Source organism: Pseudomonas marginalis, from assembly GCF_900105325.1.
Classification (GTDB): domain Bacteria; phylum Pseudomonadota; class Gammaproteobacteria; order Pseudomonadales; family Pseudomonadaceae; genus Aquipseudomonas; species Aquipseudomonas marginalis.
In genome coordinates this window covers 621241-637974 of the sequence record NZ_FNSU01000003.1, presented here as the reverse complement: position 1 = coordinate 637974, position 16734 = coordinate 621241, and the positions used below count along the sequence as shown (strand labels likewise).

At 57.2% G+C, this 16734-nt stretch carries 5 protein-coding genes; all 5 read left to right on the top strand.

Features of this window, described 5'->3' with window-relative positions; genetic code table 11:
• Positions 1-99 precede the first annotated feature (99 nt).
• The gene (locus tag BLW22_RS12175) at positions 100-6657 is read left to right on the top strand and encodes a hypothetical protein (protein WP_143045123.1); all 6558 of its coding nucleotides are present in this window, start codon (positions 100-102) and stop codon (positions 6655-6657) included.
• Between the two features lie 207 nt (positions 6658-6864).
• Positions 6865-13257 (top strand): hypothetical protein, encoded by a 6393-nt coding sequence (locus BLW22_RS12170; RefSeq protein ID WP_074846467.1) that lies wholly within the window; start codon positions 6865-6867, stop codon positions 13255-13257.
• Positions 13258-13531: 274 nt separating this feature from the next.
• Positions 13532-14842, top strand: coding sequence for an ABC transporter substrate-binding protein (locus tag BLW22_RS12165; protein ID WP_027606401.1), 1311 nt, complete (start codon positions 13532-13534; stop codon positions 14840-14842).
• 134 nt (positions 14843-14976) lie between these two features.
• Entirely contained in the window at positions 14977-15867 is an 891-nt protein-coding gene (locus tag BLW22_RS12160; protein WP_051429369.1) for a carbohydrate ABC transporter permease, read from the top strand.
• A 10-nt stretch (positions 15868-15877) separates the two neighbouring features.
• A complete protein-coding gene (locus tag BLW22_RS12155; RefSeq protein WP_027606403.1) occupies positions 15878-16708 on the top strand; it encodes a carbohydrate ABC transporter permease in 831 nt (276 codons plus the stop codon).
• Positions 16709-16734 lie beyond the last annotated feature (26 nt).

The following is a 16734-nucleotide window of genomic DNA, read 5'->3' as shown; positions in this document are numbered from 1 at the left end:
AACAGGAACGTGGAACAAGCCCCAGGCCACTTAGCGAAGTGCCTCTCTCGTTTAACCAGCAAGAGGGGAACTCAATCTACGCAGGCATAGGGTAGTTCCATGATCAATGTTCGGCCGTCGCACACGCCAGGTTTCTTCATTCCAAAGGAACTGAATCTGCCCACAAAACCTGCCGGGTCAGTGACACCCCAAGTCATCGAGCTGTTTCTTAAACGCTTGAACGATGCTCAACCCATGCGGGCGAGCGCCCAAGCGAGTGATATACCCTTGCCAGACCGCACGCGCATCGAGCAGTTGCTCAGGTTTGCGGTCACCAAAGAACAGCCCAGCCTGGACGAACAAATCAGCCAGTTGATCAAGAACACACGTGAACCGCTGGCGGACGTAGCGCTGCACAATGAGGTGGGACAGCGACTCAACCAGCCCAGCGCAATCAATCCGCAAAAAACCTATGCCCAGCTTATTCAGGAGATACTGGATGGCGCCTCGCCCAGTGCACCAAACACTTACCCTGCCCCGCCGCGCCTGAGCCGAAAGCGCCGTGATACTTCATCAACCTCCGCCCCACGCATTGCACCCGTTCGCCAGTTCGCCGAAGCCTTGGTTGAAAACGGTGACCGACAATTGGCCATAGGCGTCGCCAATAGCTTGATGCGCCAACGGCTTGCCGTCGAGAAAGGTCACTCCGGCGATGCCGAGGACAAGGTGACCATCCCGGCCGACTCCACCTTCGGCCACGCCTGGGCAGAACTGGCTGAAGCGCTGCACTCGGAACCGTTCAAATCGTTTGCCGAGGCCAGGAAGCTCGATCTCTCCCAACTGACCATGACTCCCGAAGGCCGCCTGATCGAAACAGGCAAGGAGCCGCCTGCCGACTTCTCCCTGGGTAACGACGCCCGCTGGGCAGCCGCGTCAGGGGCGGTATTGGCCGCAGTCAAAAGGATCGCCGGGAACACCTCGCTGGCCGTTGATTTCCATGGGCGCAATCAAGCTTCGGCCTTCAACGTCGCCGCTTTCTACGGCCTGCAACTGGGTCAAATCGAAAGCGACCACACCTTGCTTGCCATCGGACAACTGCTGAGCGAGGGCAACTTCCACGCGTTCAACACTACCGATCCGAACTACGCCACGGTTTACGCGCCGGTCAAACAGCGACAGCGAGAAGCCAGCCAACGAATCATGGATTTACCGCCGGATCAATTGAAACTGCGCCTCGAGCAGTTCACACCCTCAAGCGTGGAGCAAAAGGTCCAGGAAGCCGATCGGGCCCTGGCACAACAGTGCAGCCAGGCCATGCTGAAACTCACACCTCAATTGCGAATCGAAGGCGACGATTTCCCGCCGGTGCTCAAAGAGGTTCCGGAGTATTCGACCTTCTACCAGGTGCGCAAAAACCTCCTGGATGCGCTGACCGGCAGTGCCTTTACCACCTTTGCACAAGAAAAAAACGTTGAGGCCGGCAGCGTGCGTATCCACCCCGTCACCGGTGAGCTGACAGGCAAGGTGAATGGCAGGGACACCCTCTTTGTCCCGAACGATCTTTCGGGCTGGGGTGGCGTCTGGGCAGAAATAGCCGATGCAATCCGGCAGATGGCGGCCGGAGCGGAACGCCCCGTTCGATACCCCTCCCCACCCTCTGCATCACTGTATGAGGTCATGTGGTTTTACAAGGAAGAGATACCTCGTCAACAAAACGGCCTACCCGCCCTGGTCTCGCTTCTCGATCGAAGTATCGAGATGACCGGTAACAACGGTTTCAAGGCATTCACAGACCCCCACGCGGACAGCACCTGGTATACGGCTGTACGTGAGCGCCAATACGCCATCACCCAACAGCTTGCCGACACGCCCACTACCGGCTCTGAACTTGAAACCCTGGCGGCCGCTGTGGAGTCGGGTCTCAGCGCGACGGTGGAGAGCGCACCGTCCCCGCAAGACGCCCTGGCCAGCGCCGAAAGCGCACTGGCCACCGCCACGTATCGCGCAATGCACGGGCTGAAAAACAATCCCGCCCAAGCCTCGACGAGGATGATCGGACCGATCCCGGCTGACAGCCTGCTCGGCCAATGGCGCAGCTACCTGGACAAAGCCATCAAGGCGCGTGGTTTCACCGAGTGGGCCGAGAAACACAAGGTTGATTTGACCTCTCTGCGCTTTGACCCCGATGGCGAGGCGCTGATCGGCAAAATCGACGGCGTTGACCGGCGCTTTGGCGCCGCCGACTTTGCGAAAAACCACCCCGAGCATTTCGACGTGCTGGCGCCGGTGCTCAGCGCCGCCAGGGTATTTGCGACGCCTGGAAGGCCGTTCACACTGTCTCAAGCCAGCAGCAACACCGTGCCGCTGGACTGGGTAGGCCGCTTTTATGGCATCACTACGCAGCCCGGCAGCCAGGCATTCGACACCAGCATGACGCAGCTGGACAGTATGAAGATGTTCCCAAGGAGTCCCGACCACCCGGAACAAATGGTGAATTGGCTGAACCAGCAAAAAACCGCATTGGGTGACAGCAACGATCGGTATGCACTGATCAATCAGCTCAAGCAGGGCAACCTTTCTAACGACGACACCACGCGCTTCATTGTCGACCCGGCTTCGTCCCATCGGCCTAAAGGCGAGACGACCGTGCAGAAATTCCTCGCGGATCAGGGCTGGTTTGGAGCCACGTCGGCAGCGCAGGTCGATAACCTGTTACTGGCACTGCAGACACCTACGCCGCAAGCTCCGACATTGGGCAACAACTGGGGTTTTCTGGCCACGGACCTCCCGCTGAGCACGGCCCAACGCGAAGCCGTGAGTAGGTTCGTGAAACAATCCATCGTCCCCCATCCCAACCTCTTCAGCTACCTGAGTGCGCAAACCCCTCAGCTCAGCAGCAGCCCTGCACGCGCGCTGGAACAACTGCTGTCCAGCGACAGCGCCCTGGAACTGGCCACGAATCTGCAAACCGAGATGAAGGGTGCAGTCACTTCAACCAGTCTCAAGCAGTGGCTACTGACCGCGTGGGTACTGGAGCTTGATCCCGCGGCCGGCACGCAGCGCAATCGTGTGGCGGGTTATGACTTCATGCAGGCGCAAAACTGGGGCAGGCCTGCGCATGAAATACGCCAAGGCTTTGCACTCCACCTTGATCAGCCCGGCACCGGCGACGTGCCGTCTCAGAAGGCAATGATTGCGGCGCATTTGCTGATGTCAGGTGCCGCACCGCAGTTTCTGGTTAACGATCTGCCCCCGTCTCTTGTTCAGGGCACACCCCAATGGGCGATGTTTCATACGGCTGTAAACCGGATCGAACAAATAGCGCCCGGCGCCACGCGGCACATGAACTTCAAGCAAGTGATGGATTACCACAAGGTCAAGCCTCTCTCCTCCCATGAACAGCTGCAATTGCTCAGAGCGCAAATGAACCCTCTGATTGATTGGGGGATCATCAATGACATCATCGGCAGGAATTCAAATGACGAGTACACGCCAGAGCTGTTGCAAGCGTGTATCAAGGCACTGGGTGAACAAACCACTGCTGTGGCGCAGGCCAAACGCTATATCAAGGATAACCCTGAGCCCACACGACGAGCCCTGGCACTTGAGAACCTCGAGCAAAAATTTGGTAAGGGAATCCCCTATGAACAACGCAGCCTCTGGAGAGAGAGCGATCAGTTATACGGCACCCTGGCGAGCGTGGTCGAAGCCTATGAAGCCGGACAATTGGGGGATACGTACAAGCCAACAAACCTGATCGATAGTTTGACAAGTGGCTCGACCACTCCTGCCTGGGAAGCCAGGGATGCGCGTATCCCTATCCAGGCAATGCATGATCAGGCGAACCAATTGCCCGACGTCAATACACAGTACGACGCAGCGATCGAAAGCGATTTCGTCCCTCGGCGCGCGCACTCGATCGTGATTATCAAGGACCTGCTGTCCAGGCTCCCGGCCGAAGTCCGCAACCATCTGGCCAACGGCAGGATTGAGTACTACAGCGTTCGCGAATCAGACACCAGCATATGGCAAAACCTCAGCGCCAAAACCGGTAAAAAAGGCAGCCATGGCCTACTGATTCGTGCGACCGGACACAACGGGAACATCACCGATGTAGCCGTCTTCCCCGATGCGGGCACGGTAAAAACAATGTCGAAACTGCCGAACCCCATGCCCATAGGCGGTACGAACAAGCATTTCGGCAAGATTTATGACGGCGCCGATGAAGGCCCCCATGAATTGCCATTGGACTTCGCCGCCTTCGATTCGGCGGCGGCGCCACGAGACGGAATGATCTCCAAGGTCATCGTCGACCGCGTCACACCGAGCACGCTGGTGAATGGGGAGCTGGTAAATGACGGTCGGGCCACATTCGGCGACACCCGCTCAAACGCGGCGCCCGCGTTCTTCAATGAGCAACTCGAGAAAATCGCCACCATCTGCGTCGATTCACACTTCCTGCGCAAAGACGAGTACAAGGCGATCAATCATGGTCATAACCCTCTGGAAACAGAAGGCCCCACGTTTCTTGAACGGCTCAATTCCCTGGCGCGCATGATCCCTGGCGTCAGCAGCGTCGAAGACCTTTACGAAGGCAACTACGCCGAGGCCGGCCGGGACCTCTTATTTGATGCGCTGAGCATTGTCGTCCCTGGTGCATTAGGAAAGGTTTGGTCAGTCGCCGCGGAGGCCTTCGAACGTGCAGCCGTCAAGTTTGGAGAAACTGCCGTTGAATCTGCAGCCGAAAGAGCCGTCGCCTCAATGGCGGTTACAGACGTGACTGCCGCCAATACTGCGAAGTCGTCCGGCGCAGTCAGCCGTATGCAGGGCAGCCCTCTGGTGGAACAGACGGACGGTGAATGGAACATGGCGACCGACAGGGCCGACGGTGCGCTTATTCAATCCGGCAGTGCGCAGCAGATCAGGCTCACCGCGGTGCGGCAAGATGGAGAATGGTACGCCTACGACGCCAAGACCATGACAGCTTACGGGCCAGCCCTGGAAGGGTTCGTCTCTGATACGTCTTCAGTCGTGAGACAAGAGACCTTTTCGGACGGTACTCAAGCACTGGTCACGGAAAAACCACTGGCGGCCGACGCCTATACCCTGCCCCGTAGCCATGGCTTTGATCTGGTCAATGAGGGCAAGGTTTACCGTTACGACACCCGCACCCCTGGCGTGCTGAGCGATCTGGAGTCAGCCGATCACTTTAAGCCCCTGGAGGGTTTTGAAGCGACCTGTCCAGCCCCTCCGGTTGCACTGGGCCGGGTCAGGCGCGGGGCCAGTGATACGTGCTTTTCCAAGGAAATAGAGATCGTCGCCGAAACATCGCGCCGGGATCTTCAAGCCCTTGAACACCAGCGCCTGTTCCCCTCGACGCCAGGTTTTTTGAGAAGGGACCAAGTTGTCATTTTCGAGCGACGTCGATACAAGGTGGTCGATGGCGATATGGGCCCCCAACTGGTCCCGATGCCTCAGAACAAACCCATCGTCTACAAATCGCAGATCAGCGGCAGCCTGAAACACGATCCCAATTTTGGTTTTTCCGGCGCACACGCCAGTGATTCGTTTGCGAAGGAAACCCGGGTGGTCAAGCTCAACAAAATCAGCGATGACTGCAATGACAAGCGTGAACTTCGAGGCGTGATTGTGGAGAGGGGCGCAAGTAAAACCAAATACCTGGTGATAGAGGCTGATACCGCAGAGTTTTATTACACCAAGCTGAATGACACCTCCACCGGCGAACTGACGTTCAATAAATGCACGCCCCAGGACTTTCCGCTGGTAGAAGGTTACCGAAGCGCGTTCGGTATTCGTCAAACTGTCAATGAGGCGCCCTTTGATGCCAACTTCATTGCGTTGCCCAAACTGGATTCAGCCTTTAAAGAGCTGGAGCGTTCCGGTTTCCTGAAAGAAGACATCGATCAACTAAAAGCATCGTGTAAAGGCCTTACTCACGAACAACAGCGCGAAGTGATCTATCAGTTGCAGCGGACCAGGGCGATAGGCAAACCGGATATAGCGTTGCGGCCGAACCAAGTTGCCAGGGTCAACCCACCCCGCGATTTCGCCGGTTGGACACAAGGACGAAAAAACGAGTTCTATGCAGTCCAGGCAAAAAACAGCGTGGATCGCGCCATGAAGGCAACCGGGCTGGGGCCCGGCAATATCATCCGCTCAACAGCGGACAAGGCACGCGCAGAGGCGGCAAACATGACCAATGAATGGTTACGCAGAACCGTGCCGGAACATGCCTTGAATCGCCCGAGCCTGATCTTGAAAGCCGGCGCTGGCAACTGTGGAGAAATGGCCTTGCTGTCCAAGGACATCATTGAAAAAAGCGGTGGCAGCGCTTACGAATGGAAAGCTTCAGATGCGCATGCGTTCACCGTCGTCGGAGGTCCCTCCACGCTCCCCCAAGGCACAGTAGACTTCTCGGAACCTGCTTGGGCGGATGCCTGGATTGTCGATGCATGGGCAGATATCGTCTGCCCAGCCAGCCAGTACACACAGAAATTGAGCGAAGTCATGAAGCGCTGGAGTCGTGAAAACCTGAAGATTTTGGAGGGAGGCAAATCCATTGACCCGCTGGACCCAACATGGTTGGAGAAGCTTATCGTAAAACCGAAGACCCCCTATTCTCATGGGTATATCGGCGGGTTGGCCGCGCAGGGATAGGACCCCCTCGTACGCCTGGCGTTTGGCAGCGCAGCGTTTCACGCAACAAAACCTGCGCTGACCAATCCAGGCAAAGACTTACAATCACTCAACGTTCTCACAGCCCTGCACAGGAACGCCCATCAGTCCCTTGGCCACGTATTGAAGTACCTCTCTGTATCTGTCGAGAGGCCATTCTTATAAATACGCCGGTAAAGGGGCAGTCCCATGATCAGCTTTAATCCGCCACACACTGTCAGCACCACGATTTCAAGCGAGATGAATCGGTCCACGCCCCCCATAGGCTCAGTAAGCTCTAAAGTCATCGAGTTTTTTCATAAACGCCTCCAGGATATTCAAACGTTCCCCGCGTCCGCGCAATCGAGTGATGGACTGGCGTCAGCCCGCAAACGTATCGAGCAATTGCTCAGATTCGCCGTGACAAAGGAATACCCCAGCGTAGCCGAGCGCATCAGCCAGTTGATTAAAAGCAGTCATGAGCCACTGACGGACACAGCGCTGCGCAATCAGGTGGAGCAACACCTGAACCAGCCAAGCGCCCTCGACGCGCAAAAAACCTACGCTCAACTTCTTCAGGAAATACTCGACAGTTCGGCCTCCCACACTTCGAACACTCGCCCTGCCCCGTTGCGCTTACGCCGAGATCTGCAAGCCCCTGAACCGGCCTCCGCTACGCGCAATGCGGCGGTTCGCCAATTCACCGATGCCTTGATCGACAGCGGTGACCGGCAGTTGGCCATAGGTGTGGCCAATAGCTTGATGCGCCAACGGCTTGCCGTCGAGAAAGGTCACTCCAGCGATGCCGAGGACAAGGTGATCATCCCGGCCGACTCAACCTTCGGCCAAGCCTGGGCCGAACTTGCCGAGGCGCTGCACTCGGAACCCTTTAAATCGTTTGCCGAGGCCAGGAAGATCGATGTTCGCGGATTGATGATCGACTCCAGTGGACAACTGACCGAAATGCGCGACAACGTGCCGGTCAACCTCTACCTGCATCGGGACGCGGACTGGGCAGCGGCGTCGACCCAAGTGATGAGCGCAGCCAGAAAAGTCTTTGCGGGGAAACAAGGCGTTGTCATGTTTCGCGATAGGGAACACGCATCGGCTTACAACATAGCCTCGTTTTACGGCCTGCAACTGGGCGGCATACGCAGCGACGACACGCTGTTCAGCATCGGACAATTGCTGCGCGAGGGTACCTTCCACGCCTTCAGCAGCACCGATCCGCACTACGCGACCGTTTACGCCCCGGTCAAACAGCGACAAAACGAAGCCAGTCAGCGGCTTATGAATTTACCGCCGGATCAGTTGACGCAACGCCTTGATAGGTTCACATCTTCAACTACGGCACGAAAGGTCCAGGACGCCGATCGAACCCTGGCGCAGCAGTGCAGCCAGGCCGTGATGAGGCTCGCCCCTCAAGCCCGAGTCGAAGGCGAAGCATTCCCGCCGGTGCTCAAAGAGATTCCGGAGTATTCGACCTTCAACCAGGTGCGCAAAAACCTTCTGGATGCGCTGACCGGCAGTGCCTTTACAACCTTTGCACAAGAGCACAACGTTGAGCCCGGCAGCGTTCGTATCCACCCCGTCACCGGTGAGCTGACAGGCAAGGTAAATGGAAAGGATACCCCCTTTGTCCCGAACGATCTTTCGGGCTGGGGTGTTGTCTGGGCAGAAATTGCAGATGCAGTCCGGCAGATGGCGGCTGGAGTGGAGCTACCTGTTCGATACCCCTCCCCACCCTCTGCATCGCTGTATGAGGTCATGAGGTTTTACAACGAAGAGATCCCTCGCCAACAAAACGGCCAACAAGCCGACTGGCGTCAACGCGCGCTGATATCGCTGCTTGATCGAAGTACCGAGATGACCCGTAACAATGGCTTCAAGGCACTCATTGACCCCAGCACGGGCGACAACTTCTCTAAAGGTGTACGTGAGCGCCAATACACCATCAGGCAACAGCGTGCCGACGCGCCCGCGCCCCTCTCTAAACTTGAAACCCTGGCGGCGGCTGTCGAGCCCAGCTCCAGCGCGACAGTGGGCGGCGCACGGTCCCCGCAAGACGCCCTGGCCAGCGCCGAAAGCGCACTGGCCGTCGCTACGCATCGCGCAATGCGCGAGGTGAAAAACAACCCGACCCAAGCCTCGATGAAGATGATCGGACCGATCCCGGCCGCCAGCCTGTTCGGCCAATGGCGCAGCTACCTGGACAAAGCCATCAAGGCGCGCGGTTTCATCGAGTGGGCGGAGAAACACAAGGTTGATTTGACCTCCTTGCGCTTTGACCCCAATCGCGAGGCGCTGATCGGCAAAGTCAACGGCGTTGACCAGCGCTTCAGCGCCGCCGATTTTGCGAAAAACTACCCCGAGCATTTCGACGTGCTGGCGCCGGTGCTCAACGCCGCCAGGGTATTTGCGACGCCTGGAAGGCCGATCACGCTGTCTGACGCCAGCACCACTAACGCACCGCTGGAATGGGTAGGCCGTTTTTATGGCATCACTACGCACCCCCGCAGCCAGGCATTCGAACGCAGCATGACGCAGCTGGAAAGCATGAAGAAGTTCCCAAGGAACCCGGACCACCCGGAACAAATGGTGAATTGGCTGAACCAGCAAAAAACCGCATTGGGGGATAGCAATGATCGCTATGCACTGATCAGTCAGCTCAAGCACGGCAATATCGACAACGACGACACCACCCGTTTCATTGTCGATCCGGGCTCATCCCACCGCCCTAAAGGCGTGACGACCGTGCAGAAATTCCTCACGGATCAGGGCTGGTACGAGGCGAAGTCGGCAGCGCGGGTCGACAACCTGTTACAGGCTCTGCAGACTCCCCTGCCGCAAGCGCCGACACTGGGTAATAACTGTGGGTTTCTGGCCTCGGCCCTCCCGCTGAGCAAGGCCCAACGCGAGGCCGTGAGTACCTTCGTAAAACAATCCATCAGCCCCCATCCCAACCTCCTGAGCCACCTGAGTGCCCAAGTGCCCAAGCTCAGCAGCAGCCCTGCACAAGCACTGGACCAACTGCTGTCCAGTGACAGCGCCCTGGAACTGGCCACGAATCTGCAAACCGAGATGAAAGGTGCAGTCACTTCGACCAGTCTCAAGCAGTGGCTGCTGACCGCTTTGGTACTGGAGCTTGATCCCGAGGCCGGCACCTCACGCAATAGCCTCGCAGGCTTTGATCTGATGCATAAGGATAATTGGGGGTTGGGCACGGACAAGATTCGTGAGCTGTTCAACAACCACTTGACCACAAATCGAAAAATCCCGGCAAACCTTGCGCCAGTAGCCGCGCACCTGTTGATGACGGGCGCTGCGCCCCATCTGCTGGTTAACGATGTGCCATCGACCGTGACGCTGGGCTCGACCGATTGGGTCAGCTTTATGACCGCCGTCAATCGGATCGAACTGAATGCTTCCGGTGCCGCCTCGGGTATGACCTTCGGGCAAGTCATGAACCTTCACCGGATCAGCCCCATTTCCGAACGTGAATCCCAACTGCACTCTGTCGCCCGGATGAACCCGGTGTTGGATTGGGCCATCGTGAATGGCCATATCGTGAGAAATGACAAGGACGAATACACCCTTGAACAGCTCGCCAGCAGCCAGGAGAAGCTCAAAAAACAAAATGATGACATCTCCAGTGCCAGGCACTACTTGAGTAATTTCAACCCACCAAGCAGAAGGGAAATGGCCCTGTCAGAGCTGAGGGAAAAATGGGGTACCGATACCCACTATGAGCGTCCGTACCTCACTGAAATGGTTGGCCCGTTTGGAATGTTTTCCAATACTCGGGCAAGTATTGTCGACGTCTATGAAGCTGGCCGCCTGGGTGAAAGTTGGCGCTGGGAGTCAACGAGGGGGCCCGACTTCGATGCACTTCGCGCGCGCGCCTCCGAGTTGCCTGACATCAACGCGAAATTCAATCAGGCATTTGAAGAAGACTTCGCCCTACGCAGGACCCACACCATTTCCCTGTTCAAAAACATGTTCAGCCAGCTACCGCTGGCGGACCGAGACATCGTCAACAATGGCTCTGCGACAATCCTGCAAGTGAAAGGCACCGGTAGTGGCATCCTGATGCAGTTCACCCATAAGGACCAGTCCAGAACGTTCGCGATCTATCCAGCCTATGGAAAAATAGTGCCGGTCCCCAATATCGAACAGAGAGCACCTTACGGCCAAACCACCGAAGAAACCGTCGACACAGCCGCGTTTAAAACCAACGCCCAGCCAAAACCGGATATCAAATCCAAGGTCCTCATAACACGCCTTGATCAAAACAGCCTCGTCGACCCGGATCACTTTGCACACGGCAGGCGGCCCTTATATGCGGAGAACGACAAAACTGACCTTTCCAGCTATGACGGAACAAGAATACAGCACCTCGCCGAGGTGCTGGTTGACAGTGTGTACTTGAACAAGGCGGCTGCACTCGCTACGCAACGTGGGCTGAACAACGCTGTTGAAAACGGTTTGGAGCTCAGTGACTACTTCCAAAAAGGTTTGCGCTTCTTACCGGGAGGCTCGAGCCTCGTGGACGTCTACCACGGTGAATATGCGGAGGCGGTAAAAGACCTGGGCGTTGATATCGCGATCTACGTATTTACCGAGGGCGTCGGCAAACTCTGCAATGTGGCCAAATCCGGCGCGGCCTGGGCGGCGGCCAAGGCCTCGGCGAAATTCGTCGAAAGGTTTGGGATCGAGGAAACAGAAAGCATTGTGCTCCAAGACCTGACTACCACCGGCGCCGAGAAGGCGTTCAGCTCAGTGAGCCGAATGCAGGGCGGCCAATATACAAAGCCAATTGGAGAGGCGTTTGTCCCGACTGCGGACATGGTTGATGGCACGGTGAGAAACGGCGATACCTCTGCACTTGTCAAATTCACGGCCATTTTCCAGGACGGCGAGTGGTATGCCTATAACCCCAAGACAATGGCGGCTGATGGGCCTGCGCTAAAAGGGTTCGTGCCCGAAAGTAACCAACGCAACGTCAATGGCCTGTTTGACTTTTTTTCCGATGCCAAACCCGATCCGGATATACCCGCTAGGTTCGAGATCAACCTCATGAACGCGCAGCTAAGAGATGAGCAAGCCTTTAAAGCCGGCTACAACAGCTTGAAACCGGAAACTATACCGGGCTACCGCAGCGACATGGGCAAAGACCGAATCAGACAACTGATTGCAGACACCCCGCTAAGCGCCGAACAAGTGGGAAGCCTGGTTCGGCAACGGGAAAGACTCATCATTGCCGATTCCCGCATCAACATTGAGACGTTCAATCGAGAAGTAGAGGGTGCGGGCGGAACCAGTCGTGGAATGTCCCAAGGCTATTATCTTGCCCTGACACAACCAGGCTCAGACGGTGAATGTGCTGCCCTGTCCAATACGATGGCGCTCGCGCTCTCGGAGGGCACCGAAAACACGTTGATCGATAACGTGCATATGGCCATGGCCAACCCGAAGTCCGCTGGCGGTTCAAAATTCATCTCAGAGCTGTCAGCGTTGCAAGCTAACGTAGACAGACAAAGCACCTTTCAAACCGGGACCTCAGGCGTCCTCACGCCCTACAAGGATATTGGCACAACACTGGGTAACGCCGAGACTTCGAAGACCTTGCTGATCGGCGCGAAAGATCATGGCATGCTCGCGGGGGTTAGGGTCGACCCCGCCGACGCCAGCAAAAAAAGCTGGTTTTATTACGATCCCAACTATGGTTTGGCGACATTCAATTCAGAAACATCAATGAAAGCCGGGCTGGAAAAAACACTGAACAGTGGCAAAGTCGGCAAAGGACTCAACCATTTTGGCAACGCATTCACGGGACCAAAATATAACGTCGGTGTCTTTGATATCAATGCGATGGCACAGCGCAGATTTGATATTGCCCGGGTTAGAGACCTGACCCGGCCAATCAGCCTTGACACAACGCAAGCCGTCACCGACGCCCTGTATGGCCGAATCAGGCTGGGAGGCCCGATGGAAACGGTCAGGCCACTTGATGGCGAAATCCAGACATTTGTCGATACTTATGATGGAAAGCCCCGGCTCAATATTATCGGACACGCCCCTGAGCCAGAAAACCCAGGCGATCCGATAAAAATCGTCGGTGACAATGACGCACGCTATTCGGCCGCAGAGGTTAATCAAAAGCTGCTGGATCGAGGCGTAGACATTCGTGACTACGCCAATGTCCGGACATTGACCTGCTTCTCCGCAAGTGGCGGCACTCGTTCGTTCGCTAACGAGTTGAATAAGCTAACGGGCGTCCCCGTAAAGGGATTTGAAGGTCCGGTAACGACCGAATGGATGGCGGGTACAGATCTGAATGAGCAATATCAACTGCTATTAAAGCGCGCCAGGACAAAGTACCCGAAATTCAAGCAAGAAGACATCGAGTGGATCGCGGAAAATGACCTGAATAAAATCTATCATAATAAATTCAGAGTCTTTACCGTTAGAAAGGACGTGGGCACTCTTGTCGAGGCCAATATGGGAACAACGAAAAAACCGGTATATGTCACGCTTCCAGTCGATTATCGACCTGTACGTTTCGGCCCCGCCAAAGCACCCAAGGAATCCGTCACGCTTTGACCGCTGAACCATTAGCATGATGAAAGAAGCGAGGGAAGCCAATGCAACGGTGCCCCCTCGCTGCTGCCGCGTGAATACGCGACACACCACGCTTGATGGTTTCAGCTGTTTACCTAACGAGTGCAAAAAAGTATCAGTCCAAGTGCTCCCAAGGATTTGTCACAACCCCGTTTGAAGGCTGTAATCAACGCACACTCTTCCTGACTCCCCGTAGGAAGACACAACAACAATAACTGTCCTTCCGTAGCCCCTGGGCGCGGAAATGGAGTGCGCGATGAAGTTCACAGCAAAAGCTCTGCTTGCCTGTACCTGTATGACCCTCAGCGCCGTCAGCCTTGGCGCGCAAACCCTGACCATTGCCACCGTCAACAACAGCGACATGATCCGCATGCAGAAGCTCTCGAAAACCTTCGAGGCCGAGCATCCGGAGATCAAGCTGAACTGGGTGGTGCTGGAAGAAAACGTGCTGCGCCAACGCCTGACCACTGACATCGCCACCCAGGGCGGGCAGTTCGATGTGTTGACCATCGGCATGTACGAAGCCGCACTCTGGGGCGCCAAGGGTTGGCTCGAACCGATGAAGGACCTGCCGGCGTCCTACGACCTCGACGACGTATTCCCTTCCGTGCGTGACGGTTTGTCGGTCAAGGGTTCGCTGTACGCCCTGCCGTTCTATGCGGAAAGCTCAATCACCTACTACCGCACCGACCTGTTCAAGGACGCCGGGCTGAGCATGCCCGAGCACCCGACCTGGAGCCAGATCGGAGAATTCGCGGCCAAACTCACCGACAAGAGCAAAGAGCAATACGGCCTGTGCCTGCGCGGCAAAGCCGGTTGGGGCGAGAACATGGCGCTGATCACCACCCTGGCCAACGGCTACGGTGCGCGCTGGTTCGATGAGAAGTGGCAGCCTGAATTCAACGGCCCCGAATGGAAGGACGCGCTGAACTTCTACGTCGACAACATGAAGAAATCCGGCCCGCCGGGTGCTTCCAGCAACGGTTTCAACGAAAACCTGGCGCTGTTCAACAGCGGCAAGTGCGCGATCTGGGTCGATGCCAGCGTCGCCGGCTCGTTCGTCACCGACAAGACCCAAAGCAAAGTGGCCGACCATGTGGGCTTCACCTTTGCCCCCCACGAAAAAACCGACAAGGGCACGTCGTGGCTGTACTCCTGGAGCCTGGCGATCCCGACCAGCTCCAAGGCCAAGGATGCCGCCAAGGTGTTCACCAGTTGGGCCACCTCCAAGGAATACGGTGCCTTGGTCGCCAAGACCGACGGCGTTGCCAACGTGCCGCCAGGTACCCGCAAGTCGACCTACAGCGACGAGTACATGAAGGCCGCGCCGTTCGCCAAGGTGACCCTGGAATCGCTGAAAGTCGCCGACCCGACCAAACCGACCCTCAAGCCGGTGCCGTATATCGGTATCCAGCTGGTGACCATTCCTGAGTTCCAGGCGATTGGGACCCAGGTCGGCAAGTTCTTCTCCGGCGCGCTGACCGGCCAGCAAACGGTCGATGCTGCACTGACCGCCGCGCAGACCACCACCGAGCGTGAAATGAAGCGGGCGGGTTACCCCAAGTAACCCCCGATCCTGTAGGAGCGAGCTTGCTCGCGAAAAAGGTACATCCGACGCCGCAAGGCGCCTGAAATACCTTCGCGAGCAAGCTCGCTCCTACAGGGGTTTTACGCACCTGTACCTGACTGGCCTTGACTATCATGAATACATCCGCCAAAAACCGCCTGGCCAACCCCGGCTGGTTCCTCGTCACGCCCTCGGTCGCCCTGCTGCTGCTGTGGATGATCGTGCCGCTGGGCATGACCCTGTACTTTTCGCTGATTCGCTACAACCTGCTCTACCCCGGCGAGAACCAATTCGTGGGGCTGGAGAACTTCACCTACTTCATCACTGACTCGGGTTTCCTGCCCGGCGCCACCAATACGTTGTTGCTGGTGGGCAGCGTGCTGCTGATCAGCGTGGTGTTCGGCGTGTTGATCAGTGCGCTGCTGGAGGCCAGTGAGTTCCTCGGGCGTGGCATCGTCCGGGTGCTGTTGATTTCGCCGTTCTTCATCATGCCCACCGTCGGTGCGCTGATCTGGAAGAACCTGATTTTCCACCCGGTGTCGGGGATTCTCGCGGCCGTGTGGAAGTTCTTCGGCGCCGAGCCCGTGGACTGGCTGGCGCACTATCCGTTGCTGTCGATCATCATCATTGTGTCGTGGCAATGGCTGCCGTTCGCGATCCTGCTGCTGATGACCGCCATGCAGTCCCTCGACCAGGAACAAAAGGAAGCCGCGCGCCTGGACGGTGCCGGTGCCATCGCGATTTTCTGGCACCTGACCCTGCCCCACCTGGCCCGCCCGATTGCCGTGGTGGTGATGATCGAAACGATCTTCCTGCTCTCGGTATTCGCCGAAATCTTCACCACCACCAACGGTGGCCCCGGCTACGCCTCGACCAACCTCGCCTACCTGATCTACAACCAGGCATTGGTGCAGTTCGACGTGGGCATGGCCTCGGCCGGCGGCTTGATCGCCGTGGTCATCGCCAATATCGCGGCGATCATCCTGGTGCGGATGATCGGCAAAAACCTGACTGACAAGCCTTGAGGGCCGCGCCATGACGCTTCAACAATCCCGCCGCCTGCAAAGCCTGTTGCTCGGCACCCTGGCCTGGGCCATCGCGATCCTGATTTTCTTCCCGATCTTCTGGATGGTGCTGACCAGCTTCAAGACCGAAATCGACGCGTTCGCCACGCCGCCGCAGTTCATCTTCACGCCGACCCTGGAGAACTACCTGCACATCAACGAGCGCAGCAACTACTTCAGCTATGCCTGGAATTCGGTGCTGATTTCATTCAGCGCCACCGCCCTGTGCCTGCTGATTTCGGTGCCGGCCGCCTACTCCATGGCGTTCTACGAAACCAAACGCACCAAGAGCACGCTGCTGTGGATGCTCTCCACCAAGATGCTGCCACCGGTGGGCGTGCTGATGCCGATCTACCTGCTGGCCAAGAGCTTTGGCCTGCTGGATACGCGCATCGCGCTGATCATCATCTACACCCTGATCAACCTGCCGATCGTGGTCTGGATGGTTTACACCTACTTCAAGGACATCCCCAAGGACATCCTCGAAGCCGCGCGCCTGGACGGCGCCACGCTGTGGCAGGAAATGGTCCGGGTGCTGCTGCCGATCGCCAAGGGCGGCCTGGCCTCCACGGTGCTGCTGTCGCTGATCCTGTGCTGGAACGAAGCCTTCTGGTCGTTGAACCTGACCTCGTCCAACGCAGCGCCGTTGACCGCACTGATCGCCTCCTACTCCAGCCCCGAAGGCTTGTTCTGGGCCAAATTGTCTGCCGTCTCGACCCTGGCCTGCGCGCCGATCCTGATCTTTGGCTGGATCAGCCAGAAACAGCTGGTGCGCGGTTTGTCCTTCGGCGCCGTGAAATAACGGTTTCCTATAAAAATTCAAAAAGG

Excerpts from the sequence above, each read along its gene's own strand:
- BLW22_RS12165 (WP_027606401.1), top strand. The coding sequence starts at position 13,532 with ATGAAGTTCACAGCAAAAGCTCTGCTTGCCTGTACCTGTATGACCCTC.
- BLW22_RS12160 (WP_051429369.1), top strand. The coding sequence starts at position 14,977 with ATGAATACATCCGCCAAAAACCGCCTGGCCAACCCCGGCTGGTTCCTC.
- BLW22_RS12175 (WP_143045123.1), top strand. The coding sequence starts at position 100 with ATGATCAATGTTCGGCCGTCGCACACGCCAGGTTTCTTCATTCCAAAG.
- BLW22_RS12155 (WP_027606403.1), top strand. The coding sequence starts at position 15,878 with ATGACGCTTCAACAATCCCGCCGCCTGCAAAGCCTGTTGCTCGGCACC.
- BLW22_RS12170 (WP_074846467.1), top strand. The coding sequence starts at position 6,865 with ATGATCAGCTTTAATCCGCCACACACTGTCAGCACCACGATTTCAAGC.